Raw genomic sequence first — 16,515 nt, 5'->3', positions numbered from 1 at the left:
AACACACGCAGCGTCCTGAGTCTTCGCAGCACCCCCGACGCACGCAGCTCCCCGAGACTTCGCAGCACCCCCGACGCACGCAGCTCCCCGAGTGGGAGCGCCTCCGGGTGCTGCGCGCCGAGGACGAGTTCGCCTCCATCAGCAAGGACCCTCGAATCGCGTACGCCCTCTGGGCCGTCCTCGGCATCATCGGCGGGCACCGGTTCTATCTGGGCGACACCGGCCGCTCGATCGCCATGCTGTTCACGCTCGGCGGCCTCGGGGTCTGGACCTTGCTCGACGGCTTCTTCGTCGGCCGCCGCGTCCGGACGGTCAACCACCGACGCCGCGCGGCCGTGATGGCCCGTCACGGCATCATCGAACCCGCCAACCCCCGGCACGGCTGACACCAAGCCCCTCCACCGCCCGGCTGGAAACATTTGAGTTCGTCCCCCGGCGCCCAGGTCATCTTTCGCAAACTCCAGCAATCCGTGCAGTCCGAGCCGCCCCCTGTCTTTCAAGAAGTGAAACCCGCCCGGAGCACCGCGTACGGACGCACCGGATGCCCTCGGCGTGGGCCCCCACGCACCCGTCACCGGGCGTGTCGATCAGCGTCCTGCCCCCGTAGCCGGGCGTGTCGACCTACCCGACGAACCCGTGGCCGGGCGTGTCGACATGGCCTCGTTCAAGTCCGAAAAATCCATCCCGCAGGAGTGGGATCTTGGCGGCGGAGCTGGCACTCTCTGCACATGGGGCTGTTCACGGTGAGCGAGGCACGCGAGGAACTCCAACGACTACGGCCTGTGCTGGAAGAGATCGTGGCGCTGCGTGCCGACGCGGCCGAACTCGGGGCGGTGATCGGGGCCGGCGGCCCGCCGACGCCGCTGGGCGGGATGCCGGAGTGGAAGGCCGCCACCGCCCGGCTCGACGACCTGATGACCGCGGTGCAGCAGACCGGGGCCGTGCTCAAGAGCCTCGCGCCGCTGCTCGTCGACTTCCCGTCCGAGATCGACGGCGTCGACGTCGACCTCTGCTGGCTCGAGGGCGAAGACGGACTGAACTGGTATCACCGCTCCGACCTCGGCTTTGCCGGACGCCGCCCGATGCCCTGACCCGGGCATGTCGAGCCCGCCCACGCCGAACCAGCGGCGCGCCCACGCCGAACCGACGACGCCCGGCCCGCGGCGGACCCGACATCACCTCGGCTCACGAAGCGGCGCGACTCACGAAGCGGCGCGCCGGGCCGACCGTCAGACCCGGCGCATCCCCGTGCGGCTCAGCCGCGTTCGATCAGGTGGCCGATCAGCTGGGGAGCCATCATCACGGCCACCCCCGAGCCGTCCCGGCGCGCGTCCGGTTCGGGCAGTTCGATCGGGTCGCCTGTGGTGCTCGACGCCACCGGCCGCGGCCCCACCCAGGCCACCGTCAGACTCGTTTCGCCCTTCAGGAACCTCTGCGCCCGTACGCCACCCGTCGCCCTGCCCTTGGCCGGGTACGACGCGAACGGCGACACCTTGGTCTGGGTGCCCGTCGAGGTCACGACCATCGGCTCGCCGTGGTCGTTGTCGGCCGTCACCACGGCGTTGAACGACACCACCTCGGCGTCGGCGGCCAGGTTGACCCCGGCCATGCCGCCACCCTTGAGGCCCTGCGGCCGCACAGTCTTGGCCGGGAACCGCAGCAGCGACGCGTCCGACGTGACGAACACCAGCGACTCGGCCCCGTCGGTAAGCCACGTGGCCTGCAGCACCTCGTCGCCGTCCTTGAGCGTGATCACCTCGAACTCGTCGGAGCGCACCGGCCACTCGGGGGCACACACCTTGACCACGCCCAGCCGGGTGCCCATGGCCAGACCGGGCGAACCGGCCGCGGTGAGCGGGGCCAGACCGACGACCCGCTCCCCCTTCTCCAACGGCACCAGCTCGGAGGCCGACATCCCGCCCCGGATCGACACCGTGCCGGACTGCTCGGGCAACACCGGCAACGGCAGCACATCGGTCTTGAACGCACGACCCCGGTTGGTGATCAGCAGGATGCGCCCGCGTGCGGTCGAGTGCACCACCGCCCGTACGGCGTCATGCTTGACCCGGCCCGAACGGCGCCGCGCCTCCGTCGCCTCCTCGCTCTCGGCCGCCGTGCGCGCGATCAGGCCGGTCGCCGACAGGATCACCTGGCACGGGTCGTCGGCCACCTCGAGCGGCCCGGCCGGCGCCGACGCGGCCAGCACCTCTTTGAGGTCACCGTCGATCAGCGTGGTGCGCCGCTGCCCGCCGAACTCCGACGCCACCTCGGCCAGTTCCTCACTGACCAGCTGCTGCAGCACGTCGAAGTTGTCCAGGATCCGGCTCAGCTCGGCGATCTCGCCCCGCAGCCGTTCCTGCTCGGTCTCTAGCTCGATGCGGTCGAAGCGGGTGAGCCGGCGCAACGGCGTGTCCAGAATGTAGGTCGCCTGGATGTCGCTGAGCCCGAACTCCTGCATGAGCGCCGCCTTGGCCGCCGCCGCGTCGTCACTGCCCCGGATGATCGCCACCACCCGATCGATGTCGATCAGGGCGATGAGCAGGCCGTCGACCAGGTGCAGACGGTCCTGCCGCTTGGTGCGGCGGAACTCGGTGCGCCGGGTCACCACCTCGTAGCGGTGCTGCACGAACACCTCGAGCAGCGCCTTGAGCCCCAGCGTCTGCGGCTGGCCGTCGACCAGCACCAGGTTGTTGATGCCGAACGACGTCTCCAGCGGGGTCAGCCGGTAGAGGTCGGCCAGCAGCGCCTGCGGGTTGACGCCCACCTTGCACTCGATCACGAGACGCGTGCCGTGCTCGCGGTCGGTCAGGTCCTTCACGTCGGCGATGCCCTGCAGCCGGGCCGCCTGACGCTGCCCCCGCTTCGGCCCCGACACGATGAGCTTGCCCTTCACCTCATCGGTGATCGCCTCGATGATTTTCTCGGTGCCCACCCCGTACGGAAGCTCGGTCACGGTGATCGCCTGCCGCCCGCGCCCGCCCTCGAGCGGCCCGGTCTGAGCCCGCGCCCGCATGCGAACCACGCCCCGGCCCGTCTCGTAGGCCCGGCGCACCTCGTCGAGCCCCAGCAGCTGCCCACCGGTCGGCAGGTCGGGCCCCGGCACGAACCGCATCAGATCGTCCAGGCTCGCCTCCGGATCAATGATCAGATGCCGGGCCGCCGCCACAACCTCCCCGAGATTGTGCGGAATCATGTTCGTCGCCATCCCGACCGCGATGCCCGACGTCCCGTTCACCAGCAGGTTCGGAAACGCCGCCGGCAACACCTTGGGCTCCACCTCGGAGCCGTCGTAGTTGGCCTTGAAGTCGACAGTGCCTTCGCCCAGCTCCCCGACCAGCAGCATCGCCTCGCGCGACATCCGGGCCTCGGTGTAGCGGCTCGCGGCCGGTCCATCGTCCAAAGATCCAAAATTGCCGTGCCCGTCGATAAGAGGGGCATTGAGCGAAAAGTCCTGTGCGAGCCGGACCATCGCGTCGTAGATCGCCGTGTCACCGTGCGGGTGGTAGCGACCCATACAGTCGCCGACCACGCGCGAGGACTTCACGTAGGGCCGGTCAGGCCGGTGGTTCTGCTCGTACATCGACCACAGGATGCGGCGGTGCACGGGCTTGAGGCCGTCCCTCGCGTCGGGCAGTGCGCGGGAGTGGATGACCGAGTACGCGTACTCCAGGTACGAGTCCTCGACCTCGGTGATCAACGGGTTGTCCAGTACCCGCGCTCCGGCCTGGTCGAAAGCCGACAGGTCGGTCCGTTTGATGTCGTTCTTCCGGCGTGCCATGGTCCAATTCCTTTCGGTACGCCGGTCAGGCGTCGATGGCCTCTTCGTCGATGCGGCCGGACGATTCGATGAGCCAGTTCCGCCGGGGCTCGACCCGTTCGCCCATCAGCAACTCCAGCACGCCCTCGGCGCGCTCGACGTCGTCCAGCGTGATCCGCCGTACGGTGCGGGTGGCCGGGTTCATGGTCGTGTCCCACAACTCCTCGGCGTCCATCTCGCCCAGACCCTTGAACCGTGGGACGGGCTTCACGACGGTCTTCCCCTGCCGTTCCAGCCGCGCGACGGTGCTTTCCATCTCCTGCTGGGTGTACGTGAAGATGGTTTCCGGGTTACGGCCCCTGGTCACGACCTTGTGCAACGGAGGCATCGCCGCATACAGGCGGCCCGCCTCAATGACCGGGCGCATGTACTTGGCGAACAGCGTGATCAGCAGCGTGCGGATGTGCGATCCGTCGACGTCGGCGTCCGCCATGATCATGACGCGGCCGTAGCGGAGGGTCGACAGGTCGAACGTGCGGCCCGAGCCTGCCCCCAGCACCTGCACGATGGCCGAGCACTCGGCATTGTCGAGGACCTGCTGCAGGGTGGCCTTCTGCACGTTCAGGATCTTGCCGCGGATGGGCAGCAGCGCCTGATACTCCGACGACCGCGCCATCCGCGCGCTACCGAGTGCGGAGTCGCCCTCCACGATGAACAGCTCGGACTGGGCGATGCCGGTGGCGCGGCAGTCGACCAGCTTGGGCGGCATCGAGGCGCCCTCGAGGGCGGTTTTGCGGCGGGCCGCGTCCTTCTGCTGTTTCTGGGTCAGGCGGACGCGGGCCGCGTCGACGACCTTTTGCAGGACCGTGCGGGCCTCGGACTTCGTCCTGCGGCCGTCGATCCATTCCTTGAGGTGCTGCTCGACCAGGCCCTGCAGCACGCGGGTGATGCCGGCGGTGGAGAGCTCGTCCTTGGTCTGCGAGGTGAACTGCGGCTCGGGGACGCGGACGTGGATGACCGCGGTCATGCCCTCGAGCAGGTCGTCGAGGACGGGCGGGTCTTCCTTGGGCTTGAGCAGGCCGCGGGTGTTGCGGATGGCCTCGGTGAGCGCCCGGACCAGGGCGCGTTCGAATCCTTTGCGGTGGGTGCCGCCGTGCATGTTGCGGATGGTGTTGGTGAAGCACTCGATGGTGCGTTCGTAACCGGTGCCCCAGCGGAACGCGATCTCGACCTCGGCGCGGCGGACGACGTTGGACTGCATGACGCCGTGTTCGTCGGCGGCGTTCTCCTTGTAGGTGCCCTCGCCGGTGACCATGAGGATGCCGGAGACGGGTTTGTCGCCCGCGTGGGTGAGGAACTCGACCATGTCGGTGAGCCCGTGCGGGAAGTGGAACGTCTCGTTCGTCGTTTCCTCGGCGGTCTCGTCGCGCAGCGAGTAGAGCACGCCGGGGACGAGGAAGGCCGTGTTGCGCAGTTTGGTGCGGACGGCGTCGACGTCGAGCCGGGCCCCGGTCTCGAAGTAGCGGGCGTCGTACCAGTAGCGGATGGACGTGCCGGTGGGCTCGCCCCGTTTCATCTTGCGGACGACGCGCAGCCCGGACTCGGGGTGGAAGCGGGCCTGCGGGCCGGGGCCGTCGAAGGAGCCGGGGACGCCGCGCTGGAACGAGATCTCGTGGACCTTGCCGTCGCGTTTGACGGTGACGTCGAAGCGCAGGGCCAGCGCGTTGACCGCGGAGGCGCCGACGCCGTGCAGGCCGCCGGAGGTCTTGTAGCCGGAGCCGCCGAACTTGCCGCCGGCGTGCAGGCGGGTGAGAACGAGTTCGACGCCGTTGAGGCCGGATTTGGTGTTGACGGCGGTGGGGATGCCCCGGCCGTCGTCGTCGACCTGCACCGAGCCGTCGGCGTGCAGGATGACCGACACCTTGGTGGCGTGGCCGCCGACGCCCTCGTCGGTGCAGTTGTCGATGATCTCGTTGGCGAGGTGGTTGACGCCTCGGCTGTCGGTCGAGCCGATGTACATGCCCGGGCGTTTCCGGACGGCGTCCAGCCCCTCCAGGTGCGTGAGGTCATCGGCCCCGTACAGGATTTCCGCGGTCACGAGGTGGCACTCCCGATCGGCCCAGGTGGTGGTCAGAACGCGGCGAGCCTACCGGGACCCCCCGACAACTCTCGTCCGCCGAGCCGGGAGGGGCGACGCACGAACGGGATGATACGGGCAAAAGTTACGGCCGGTGAGCTACGACACGGGTACGAGGGGCTGACGTACCCGTGTCGGTCAGCTCCTATGCCGCTGCCGGCAGGGCGTACAGGTGACGCTTGGCCGGGCGGATCCCGTGCGGCTCGAGTGCCCGATACAGATCGAGCGCACGGGGCTTGCCGGGAACCCGTACGGGTGGAAGCTCCTGGAAGGCGATCAGGTCGCCGGCCGCCGCCCTGGTCCGCGGGCAAACCACCACCGTGTCGTGCGGCGCGTAGGCCTGCAGGCGCGCCGCCGTGCTGACCACGCTGCCGCTGATCATCGCGTGCCCGCCGTCGTGGGCCGCCTCCAGGTCCACGATGACGTCCCCGGTCGCGAGCCCGACCCTCGTGCGGACGGAGAACCTGCCGGCCAGGAGTTGCCCCCTCAACGCCTCCTGCACCGACAGGCCCACCCGCACCGCCGAGGCGGCCGCTTCCGCACCGAAGCCCGCAGCGCCGGTGCCGAACACCGCCATCACCGCGTCCCCGACGTACTTCTCCACTACTCCGCCGCCCGCCCGGACCACGTCGGCAACGGCGCCGAAGTAGTCACGCTGCAGTGCGCGGACCTCCGCGCAGTCCAGGTCGTCGACGAGCGAGGTGAACCCCACGATGTCGATGAAAAGGACGGTGACGGTCTGACGCCGCTCCTGCTCCGCCATAGCGATTGCGGTCATGTCTTCACGCTCCCCCAGTTTCTGTGCCCCGGAAGAACGGTGTCAGGCGCAGTCCACTACCGGATCTGCAGAACGACGTATCTCCGACACATCGCTGGTGTGAGAGAACAGACCGAACCGCTGAGAACGTTCCAGGTCGATGGGCACTAGGGTGACCGTCATGGCCAGCGAGGAGGAGGACGGGCCACTGGTCGGGCGGGCCGGCCTGCTGACCCAAGTCCAAACCGACCTGCGCGACGCGGGCCCTGGGGGAACCTCCGCGGTGTTCGTCACCGGGGAGAGCGGTGTCGGCAAGAGCCGGCTGCTGCGCGAGACCGCCCGGGCGATGCGTGACGCGGGTTTCTCTGTGCTGTCCGGCACCTGTCTCGACATCGGCGACGCGTCCCCGCTGCACCCCGTGCTGCAGGCGCTGCGCCAGTCCGGCCACAGTGGCCGCGCGGTGGCCTCCGACGCCGGTGACCTGCTCGACCGGGTCTCCCGCGACCTGCTGACGGTGGCCGGTGACCGGCGGCTGCTGCTGGTGCTCGACGACCTGCAGTGGGCCGACCGCAGCACCCGTCAGCTGCTGCTCTATCTGCTCGCCGGCCTGAGCGACGTGAAGATCGCGGTGCTGGCCGCGGTGCGTGCCGAGGCCCTGCAGGGCGCCCACCCGTTGCGCAAGGTGCTGGCCGAGCTGCGCCGCTTGAGGTCCGTACGCGTGGTCGACCTCGCCCCCCTCGACCGTGACCAGACCGTCGATCTGGTGACCGCGATCGCCGGCGGGAGCATCGAGCCCGAGGACGCCGACCGGGTGTACAAGCGCAGCGGCGGCAACCCGTTCGTGGCCGAGGAACTGGCCCGTGACCTGCGCGACGGCCGGGTCGAGCTGTCCGACACGCTGCGCGAGATCTTCCTGTCCCGGGTCGACGAGCTGCCGCCGAACGCGCACGCCGTGGTGCACGCGATCGCGGCCGGTGTCGAGCCGGTCGAGCACACGGTGCTGGCCAAGGTGGTGCCGCTGGGCGAGGCCGAGCTCATCGAGGCGGTCCGCGCCGCGGTGGCGCACCGGTTCGTGGCCACCGCCGGCGACGGTTACCGGCTGCGCCACCGCCTGGTCGCCGAGGTGCTGGCGGCCGAGGTGCTGCCCGCCGAGTCCGCCGCCCTGCACCGCCGCTTCGCCGAGGCGCTCGAGGAGTGCCCCGCGCCCGACCACGCTCGGCTGGCCCATCACTGGCAGCGGGCGGGTGAGCCGGCCCGGGCGCTGCCGTCGGTGGTGGCCGCGGCCCGCTCCGCCGAGCAGCTCTACGGCTTCACCGAGGCACATCGGCACTGGTCGTCGGCGCTCGAGCTGGCCGGTGACGACGCTCCCGAGCGCACCGAGCTGCTGGCCCACGCGGCCGAGGCGGCCCACCTGTGCGGGGAGCATCAGCGCGCGCTGTCCGGGCTGGACGCGCTGGCCGAGCGGCCCGACGCCCCCGGCCAGTGCGACCTGCACCTGCGCCGGGCGCGTTACCTGGCGGCGGCCGGGCGCACGGCCACGGCCGAGGAGGAATACGAGCGGGCCCTGTCCGCGGCCGACTGCTCGCCGCGGCAGCGCGCGACCGCCGCGGCCTTCCTGGCCGAGTTGCTGCTGCACCTGGGCCGGTACGCCGACGCCAACGCCCGCGCGCAGGAAGCGCTCGAGATGGCCGAGGTCAACGGGTCCACGGCCGACCTCGTACGCGCGTCGGCAGCCCTCGGCTTCAGCGCCGCGTTCCGCGAGGACCCGGACGCCGGACTCGCCGTGATCCGGCACGCTGTCGACATCGCCGAGCGCAGCGGCCACCCCGACGAGCTGGGCGTGGCCTATCTGCACCTGGCCGAGCTGCTCACCGGCCCCCTCAACAGCATCGAGGAGGGGGTGCTGGTCGCCCGCCGTGGCGCGCAGCGGCTGGCCTCGCTCGGGGCCGGCCGCACCTACCAGACCCGCCTGCTCGCCATCGCCGCCAAAGGGCTGTTCCGGGTCGGCCAGTGGTCCGAGGCCGACGCGGTGCTCGACGACGCGATGCGCCATCGGCCGTCCGGCGCCGACGCCGTCGAGCTGCTGCTGTCACGGTGCCAGCTGTGGGTGGGTTTCGGCGACGTCGACGCGGCCCACCGTGACCTCGACGCGGTCGCCACCCTGCTGGCCGGTGGCGGCGCCCGGCATGTGCTGCCGATGCTCACGCTGCGCGCCGGCCTGGCGATGTGGCAGGCCCGGCACGCCGAGGCGCGGGCGGCCGTGCAGCGCGGCCTCACCGAGACCCGCTCCGACGACCTGGTGCTGATCGGGGTGCTGGCCTGGCACGGCCTGCGCGCCGAGGCCGAGGCGCACGCGGCCGGGCAGCCGGTCGACCCGGGTGCGCTGCGCCGGCTCAAGGTCTCCGTCGAGCGGATGGCGGCCGGGGTCGGCAACGCCGCGGCGCCGGTCCGGGCCACCATCGACGGCTATCTCGACCTGTGCGCGGCCGAGCTGAGCCGGGCCGAGGGCCGGCCGGATCCGTCGTTGTGGGCCAAGGCCGTGGCGGCCTGGGACAAGCGTCGTCAGCCCTACCCGGCGGCCTATTCGCGGTTGCGGCAGGCCGAGGCCGCGCTGCAACGCCGGTCGCGCAAGGCCGCGGCGACGACGGCGCTGCGCGAGGCCTATGCGACGGCGACAGCGATGGGCGCCCGGCCGTTCGCCAACGAGATCGTCTCGGTCGCCCAGCGGCACCGGGTGACGCTCGCCGACGACCTGCCGACGGTGCCGATGGCGGCGCCCCCGGCCGCGCCGCCGGACGAGCTCGGCCTGCTCACAGTCCGGGAACGCGAGGTGCTGGCCGCCCTGGCAGAGGGCCTGACCAACCGCGAGATCGGCGAGCGGCTGTTCATCAGCGAACGCACGGTCGGGGTGCATGTCGGGCACATCTTCGACAAGCTGCAGGTGCGCACCCGCGTACAGGCGAGCCGGGTTTATCTCACCGCGGCGTGACCATTTCGTTATCTTCTCGGCGCACCCGACTACGTAGATCTACCGATCCGTACGTAGGCCGGGTGCGGAAGTCTGTGGCGACGGGGGAGCACCACCCGGTGGCCACCGCCGCCGGGTGGTGCTAGGGGCCCTCCGCCTAGGTTTGTGGAGGAGAGCCGATGAGCCAGTCGGTCTGGGGACCGGCGCATCAGGGGATGACGGATCTCCTGAGCAACCACCCCGACGACGTTCCCGGCGTGGTCGAGCAACTGCGGGAGCTGCAGGCGATCCTGACCCGGGTGCCCCCGCTGCTGGGCGAGAACCCGTTGTGCGACTTCAACCGGCTCTACCTGACGATCACCGAGGGTGTGCTCGAACGGCTCTACGCGGGCAAGTTCGAGGACCCGGCCTTCCTGTCCCGGCTCGACGTGGAGTTCGCGGCGCGTTACTTCGACGCGTTGCGTGCCTGGGCCGGCCCCGAGGCGAGCCCGCGCTGCCCGCAGGTGTGGGCGAGCCTGTTCCAGCGCATCGGCGGTCCCGATTGCCGTCCGCTGCCCTCGGCCTGCGCCGGCGTCAACGCGCACATCAACTTCGACCTGCCGTTCGCGCTGGTGACCACGTTCGACCACCTGGGCACCGACCCGATCGACGACAGCGAGCAGCACCACGACTACCTCGAGATCAACGAGATCTTCGCCGAGTCGATCCCCGGGTTGCGCCGTGGCTACCTCGAGAAATGGCAACTGCTGATCGACATGATGAACGGCCGCCTCGACGACTGGTGGCAGGGCGAGGCCGTCGAGTACACCCGCAACGTGGCCTGGCGTAACGCCCAGAAACTGTGGTGCCTGCGCCACGACATGTCGGCCACCGACCGCGAACGCGCCACCCTGGACAGGACGGCAACGGGCGTCAACAAACTACTGCTCTCACCGTTGGGCGCGTTCCTCCAATAAGGCCGCTCCACCCCGCCGGCCTCACCCACTCACGCGCTCGGCTCGGGCCGTGAGGTAGCGCCGCTCGGGCGTGCTGGTGGTCAGCTTGGCCGCGGCCAAATACTCCGCGCGGGCCTCATCGGTGAATCCGGCCTGTTCGAGCAGGTGAGCCCGAACGGCGGGCAGGCGATGATGCCCCGCCATCCGCTCGTCCCCCGCCAGCTCGCCCAGCACGGTCAACCCCGCCAGCGGCCCCCGCGTCCGTGCGACGGCGACGGCCCGGTTGAGCGTGACGATCGGGCCGGGCGAGATCCGTTCGAGCACCTCGTACAGCGCCAGAATCTGCGCCCAGTCGGTCTGGCCGTCGGAGGCGGCCTCGTCGTGCAGGGCGGCGATCGCGGCCTGCACCTGGTACGGACCGACCGGCCCGCGCCCGAGCGCCGACGAGACCAGCCCGACCCCCTCGGTGATCTTCCGCTTGTCCCATCGTGACCGATCCTGCTGGTCGAGCGGCACCAGCTCGCCGGCGTCGGTGGTGCGCGCCTCCCGCCGGGCGTCGGTGAGCAACATCAACGCCAGCAGCCCGGCCGTCTCATGATCGCCGGGAACCAGCCCGTGCAGCATCCGCGTCAGCCGGATCGCCTCACCGGTGAGCTCGGCCCGTTGCAGCTCCGGCCCGCCGCTCGCGGTGTAACCCTCATTGAAGATCAAATACAACACCTGCCGTACGACCCTCAGCCGCTCGGCTCGCTCGGCCCCGGGCGCGGGTGGCGGGAAATCCGGCCCGCTCCTGCGGATGGCCTGCTTCGCCCGGCTGATCCGCTGCGCCATGGTCGTCTCGGGCACGAGAAAGGCGGCCGCGACCTCCGCCGTGGTCAGCCCGCCGACCGCCCGCAACGTCAACGCCAGCTGCGACGGCGGCGACAGCGACGGATGCGCGCACAGGAACAGCAGGTCCAGCGTGTCGTCGCGATCCCGCGACGCGTTCTCGGCCCTTGCTTCCGGCCCATCCTCCGCGCGGGTTCCGGCGCCCGTCACGGCCATGGCGATGGTTTCTTCCCGCCGCCTGCGTGCGCTGTCACTGCGGAACTCGTCCACCAGCCGTCGCGTGGCCACCGAGGTCAGCCAGGCCCGCGGATTCTCCGGAACCCCCTCGATCGGCCACTGCACCGCCGCCGCCAGCAGTGCCTCCTGCGTGGCGTCCTCGGCCGCGTCGAACTGCCCGTACCGGCGGACCAGCGCTCCCAGCACCTGAGGCGCAAGCTCCCGCAGCAGCCCGTCCAACGCCCTCGCCCCACCCATCGCCCCGCGCCCTTCCCCTCGCCCACCCGGCGCCGCGCCTCCGGGGGCCCGGCACCAGACCAGGCCCCTGTCCGAAGTGGCTCAGGCGTCGAACTCCGGCGCCGCGTCGGGCACCTCCCGCAACTCTGCCTTGCGCGACCAGTACGCCACCCGGCCCGCCAGCTCGATCGCCCGCTCCTCGCCGGCCACGTCGAGGATCCAGAAGCCGGCCAGCGACTCCTTGCTCTCCGCGTACGGCCCGTCGGTGACCGCGACCTGCCCATCGGCGTAGCTGACCGTCTTGGCCGTGGAGGGGAACGCCAGCCCGTGCGCCGCGACCAGCTCACCGGTCTTGGTCAGCTCGTCGTTGAAGTCGCCCATGAACGTCATCATGTCGCGCACCCAGGCCGGGTCGGCCGTGGCCGCCATCTCGCCGCCGTCACCGAACATCATCAGCATGTACTTCATCGTCGAACTCCTTCAGCTCTCGGTTTCTGCGCTGTGGTCGGAGCCGCCGGCCACCCCTCGACATCCCCCGCCAGATTTTCTCGCACAACTTTCCGCGACCTCTTCGCCGGCGACCCCGAAGCATTCGCGACTCACCGTCACGCCAGCCCTTGCCCTCGCCCTGCCCTGCCCTCGCCGAAGCCCACACACACACACGCCCGCGCGCCCGCGCGCCCGCGCGCCCGCACCCGGCCCCGACACGCCCGGAAACCGCTCTCCCAGGCCGTCCACTGCACCGTCGTTGGATGCCGTGAATATTACGTTTTGCACCGCAAGGACGGGCAGGACTCGCGGCCCCCTATTGACACGCGTGAAAGCCCGGCGTAACACTTCGGCCATTCATGGAGAGCGCTTTCCCTAGCGTCCCGACATCCCCAGGAGTTTCCGTGAACACGGCTTCCTCCCCGCCACGCCTGTGGCGCCGCCTCGCCATCCCCCTGACCACGGCCCTCGTCGCGGCCGGCCTGGCCGTCACGGCGCACAGCAGCGCCTACGCCGCCGACACCCTGCTCTCGCAGGGCAAACCCACCACGTCCTCGTCGAACGAGACAGCCGACACCGTGGCCGCCAACGCCACCGACGGCAACGACGGCACCCGCTGGTCGAGCCAGTTCTCCGATCCCCAGTGGCTGCGCGTCGACCTCGGCGCCACCGCGACCATCAGCTCGGTGGTGCTGCAGTGGGAGAACGCGTACGGCACGGGCTACCAGATCCAGACCTCCCCCGACGGCAACAACTGGACGTCGATCTTCACCAGGACGGGCGGGACGGGCGGCACCGAGACGCTCACCGTGAACGGCAGCGGCCGCTACGTCCGCCTGTACGGCACGGCCCGTAACGGCGGCTACGGATACTCGCTGTGGGAGTTCAAGGTCTACGGCTCGACCGGTGGCACCACGCCGACCGACCCGCCGCCGACCACCCAGCCGCCGGGGAACTTCACCACGATCTGGGAGGACAAGTTCGACGGGCCGGCTGGGTCCTCGCCGTCGTCGGCGAACTGGCTCATGCGTACGGGAACGCAATATCCCGGTGGAGCCGCGAACTGGGGCACGGGCGAGGTCGAGACGGCCAGCAACAGCACGGCCAACGTCTCGCTCGACGGCAACGGGAGGCTGACCATCAAGGCCATCCGGGACGGCAGCGGCAACTGGACGTCGGGCCGCCTCGAGACCCAGCGCGCCGACTTCGAGCCATTGGCCGGGCAGCAGACCAAGTTCACCGCCGTGCTCAAGCAGCCGGACGTGGCCAACGCGCTCGGTTACTGGCCGGGTTTCCGGGCGACCGGGGCGGCGTACCGCGGGAACTTCAACAACTGGCCCGGCGTGGGCGAGACCGACATCATGACGGACGTCAACGGCCGCAGCCAGCTGGCACAGACCCTGCACTGCGGCACCGCGCCCGACGGGGTGTGCGCCGAGTACAACGGACGCTCGTCCGGCTTCGCCAGCTGCGCCGGCTGCCGGACCGGCTACCACGAGTACACGCAGATCATCGACCGCACCAAGACCGACGAGGAGATCCGGTTCTACCTCGACGGGCGGCAGACCTGGATCGTACGGCAGTCGCAGGTCGGCGTGACAGCCTGGAGAGCGGCCGTGCACCACGGCTTCTTCCTGCGGCTCGACCTCGCCATCGGCGGCTCGCTGCCGAACGCGCTGGCCGGCCGCACGACCCCCACACCTGACACGACGTCGGGCGGCGTGCTCAGCGTCGACTCGGTCAGCGTGGCCCGCACGGCGACCGGGGCCGTCCCACCGGCGATGACCGACCCTGCCGTGCCCGGTGGTTCCAGCGTCGTCAAGGTGACCGGCAGCCAGGGCAACTGGCAGCTGCAGGTCAACGGATCGCCCTATCAGGTCAAGGGCCTCACGTACGGGCCCCCGCAGGCGGCCGCCGACGGTTACATGCGCGACCTGAGGAACATGGGCGTCAACACGATCCGTACGTGGGGTGTTGACGACGCGAACACGCCGACGCTGCTCGACCGGGCCGCCCGGCAGGGCATCAAGGTCATCGTCGGGCACTGGCTGAACCAGGGCGCCGACTACGTCAACGACACCGCGTACATGAACTCGGTCAAGGCCGAGATCGTGGCCCGGGTCAACACGCTCAAGAACCACCCGGGTGTGCTGCTCTGGGACGTCGGCAACGAGGTCATCCTGACCATGCAGGACCACGGGCTCTCGGCGGCCGAGGTCGAGGCGCGACGCGTCGGCTACGCGAAGTTCGTCAACGAGGTCGCGGTCGCCATCCACGCCGCCGACCCGAACCACCCGGTCACGTCGACCGACGCGTACACCGGCGCGTGGCCCTACTACAAGCAGTACGCTCCGGCACTCGACCTGCTCGCGGTCAACTCGTACGGGGCGATCGGCAACATCTACCCCGACTGGCAGGCCGGCGGTTACACGAAGCCGTACATCATCACCGAGGCCGGCCCCGAGGGCGAATGGGAGGTGCCCAACGACGTCAACGGCGTGCCGACCGAGCCGAGCGACCTCAAGAAACGGGACCAGTACGCGAGCAGCTGGGCCGCGATCAACGCGCACCCGACCGTGGCGCTGGGCGCGACCGAGTTCCACTACGGACTCGAGAACGACTTCGGTGGGGTGTGGCTCAACACGTTCACCGGCGGGTGGCGGCGGCACGGCTACTACTCGCTGAAGCGGGCCTGGACCGGGGAGACGCCGGCCAACACGCCGCCCGAGATCACCAGCATGACCGTGAGCAACCAGACCTCCGTACCGGCGGGCGGGTCCTTGAACGTGTCGGTCAGCGTCACCGATCCGCAGAACGACCTGATCCGTTACAACCTGATGTACTCCGACAAGTACGCCGGCGGCGGTACCGGGCTGAGCAACGTGACCTTCACCGACAACGGCAACGGCTCGTTCACGGCGAAGGCGCCCGAGCGGCTCGGGGTGTGGAAGGTCTACGTCTACGCCTTCGACGGGCACGGCAACGTCGGCATCGAGCAGAAATCGATCCGGGTGGTGGCGCCGCCCGAAACCGGAACCAACCTGTCGCGCGGCAGGACGACGACCGCATCGTCGCATCAGCCCACCGGTTCCAACGGGCCACAACTGCCCTCGTACGCGACTGACGGCGATTACGGCACCCGGTGGGCCAGCGAATGGACCGGCTCGGCGTGGCTGCAGGTGGACCTCGGCTCGGTGCAGTCGTTCAACCACGTACGGCTGGCGTGGGAGGCGGCCTACGCCATGGGTTATCAGATCCAGACGTCGAACGACGGCTCGAACTGGACGACGATCTTCACGACCACGAGCGGGGACGGCGGGTTCGACGAGCTCGGGATCTCGGGTTCCGGGCGGTACGTCCGCATGAACGGGACGACGCGGGCTACCGGGTTCGGTTATTCGCTCTACGAGTTCGGCGTCTATCGCCGCTGAGCCGATGCAGGGGCGCCGTGGCCGTGGCTGCGGCGCCCATTATTTCCGTACGCCCTCTCGCGCTCTCCCGTACGCCTCTCGCTTCCCGCACCCCTCTCGGTTCCCGCAGCCCTCTCGCTTCCCGCAGCCCTCTCGCTTCCCGCAGCCCTCTCGCTTCCCGCCGCCCTCTCGCTTTCCCGTACGCCCTGTCGTCTTTCCCGTACGCCCTGTCGTGCGCGCCGCGTCTTGTGCGTCGCCGGCTTTCGGCGGACCCGTACTTTCGGCTCTTCTGCCACCCGGCCCGCAGTTCTAGGGTCGGGTCAAGGAGGTGGCGAGATGAACAGAGTGATCCACTTCGAGATCCCGTTCGACGATGGCGAGCGCGCCACGACGTTCTACCGAGAGGCGTTCGGCTGGCATCTCAACTCGATGCCGAATTACCAATACACGTTGGTCACGACAACAGCGACCGACGACCAGGGCCGCCCGTCCGAGCCCGGCGGCATCAACGGCGGCATGCTGTCCCGCCAGGGCCCGATCACGGCGCCGGTGCTCACCATCGAGGTCGACAGCATCGACGAGGCCGCAGCCACCATCGAAAAACTCGGCGGCAAACTCGCCATCGGCCGCCAGCCGGTCGGCACCATGGGTTTCAGCGCCTACTTCCACGACACCGAAGGCAACCTGATCGGCCTCTGGGAAACCGCCTGACAATCAACCACACCCAGGCGGCCCCACGCCGCCGCGCTCACCACCGGCCAGCCCTGCTGCGTCACCACCC

At 70.1% G+C, this 16,515-nt stretch carries 11 protein-coding genes; 6 read left to right on the top strand and 5 right to left on the bottom strand.

Annotated features, from left to right (window positions below):
• Positions 1-107: 107 nt before the first annotated feature.
• Positions 108-386, top strand: a complete 279-nt coding sequence (locus C8E87_RS25445; protein WP_133875415.1) for a TM2 domain-containing protein — start codon at positions 108-110, stop codon at positions 384-386.
• A gap of 342 nt (positions 387-728) precedes the next feature.
• The gene (locus C8E87_RS25440; protein WP_133875414.1) at positions 729-1,091 is read left to right on the top strand and encodes a DUF2203 domain-containing protein; all 363 of its coding nucleotides are present in this window, start codon (positions 729-731) and stop codon (positions 1,089-1,091) included.
• 164 nt (positions 1,092-1,255) lie between these two features.
• Here C8E87_RS25440 and C8E87_RS25435 read toward each other — a convergent pair whose 3' ends face one another.
• The 3 genes from C8E87_RS25435 to C8E87_RS25425 all read right to left on the bottom strand — a co-directional run bounded on the left by C8E87_RS25435 (position 1,256) and on the right by C8E87_RS25425 (position 6,672).
• Positions 1,256-3,778, bottom strand: a complete 2,523-nt coding sequence (locus C8E87_RS25435; protein ID WP_133875413.1) for a DNA gyrase/topoisomerase IV subunit A — start codon at positions 3,776-3,778, stop codon at positions 1,256-1,258.
• A gap of 25 nt (positions 3,779-3,803) precedes the next feature.
• Positions 3,804-5,855, bottom strand: a complete 2,052-nt coding sequence (locus C8E87_RS25430) for a DNA gyrase/topoisomerase IV subunit B (RefSeq protein ID WP_133875412.1) — start codon at positions 5,853-5,855, stop codon at positions 3,804-3,806.
• 184 nt (positions 5,856-6,039) lie between these two features.
• On the bottom strand, positions 6,040-6,672 hold the full coding sequence (locus C8E87_RS25425; protein ID WP_133875411.1) for an adenylate/guanylate cyclase domain-containing protein: 633 nt from the start codon (positions 6,670-6,672) through the stop codon (positions 6,040-6,042).
• A gap of 160 nt (positions 6,673-6,832) precedes the next feature.
• On the opposite strand from C8E87_RS25425, the gene C8E87_RS25420 reads away from it, so the two are divergent.
• Together C8E87_RS25420 and C8E87_RS25415 are read left to right on the top strand one after the other, a co-directional pair.
• On the top strand, positions 6,833-9,640 hold the full coding sequence (locus C8E87_RS25420) for a helix-turn-helix transcriptional regulator (RefSeq protein ID WP_133875410.1): 2,808 nt from the start codon (positions 6,833-6,835) through the stop codon (positions 9,638-9,640).
• 158 nt (positions 9,641-9,798) lie between these two features.
• Positions 9,799-10,575: a DUF5995 family protein gene (locus tag C8E87_RS25415; RefSeq protein WP_133875409.1), complete on the top strand. Its 777-nt coding sequence runs from the start codon at positions 9,799-9,801 to the stop codon at positions 10,573-10,575.
• Positions 10,576-10,596: 21 nt separating this feature from the next.
• Here C8E87_RS25415 and C8E87_RS25410 read toward each other — a convergent pair whose 3' ends face one another.
• Positions 10,597-11,856: an RNA polymerase sigma factor gene (locus C8E87_RS25410; RefSeq protein WP_133875408.1), complete on the bottom strand. Its 1,260-nt coding sequence runs from the start codon at positions 11,854-11,856 to the stop codon at positions 10,597-10,599.
• An 81-nt stretch (positions 11,857-11,937) separates the two neighbouring features.
• The gene (locus tag C8E87_RS25405; protein ID WP_133875407.1) at positions 11,938-12,303 is read right to left on the bottom strand and encodes a YciI family protein; all 366 of its coding nucleotides are present in this window, start codon (positions 12,301-12,303) and stop codon (positions 11,938-11,940) included.
• Positions 12,304-12,728: 425 nt separating this feature from the next.
• Here C8E87_RS25405 and C8E87_RS25400 point away from each other — a divergent pair, with 425 nt between their 5' ends.
• Both C8E87_RS25400 and C8E87_RS25390 read left to right on the top strand, forming a co-directional pair.
• The gene (locus C8E87_RS25400) at positions 12,729-15,755 is read left to right on the top strand and encodes a discoidin domain-containing protein (RefSeq protein WP_239080020.1); all 3,027 of its coding nucleotides are present in this window, start codon (positions 12,729-12,731) and stop codon (positions 15,753-15,755) included.
• A gap of 315 nt (positions 15,756-16,070) precedes the next feature.
• Complete coding sequence (locus C8E87_RS25390; RefSeq protein WP_133875404.1) at positions 16,071-16,445, top strand: VOC family protein; 375 nt, start codon at positions 16,071-16,073, stop codon at positions 16,443-16,445.
• The last annotated feature ends 70 nt before the right edge of the window (positions 16,446-16,515 follow it).

The organism is Paractinoplanes brasiliensis (genome assembly GCF_004362215.1).
GTDB lineage: Bacteria > Actinomycetota > Actinomycetes > Mycobacteriales > Micromonosporaceae > Actinoplanes > Actinoplanes brasiliensis.
The sequence above is the reverse complement of the archived record's forward strand: the minus strand, read 5'-3'. Positions and strand labels throughout refer to the sequence as shown.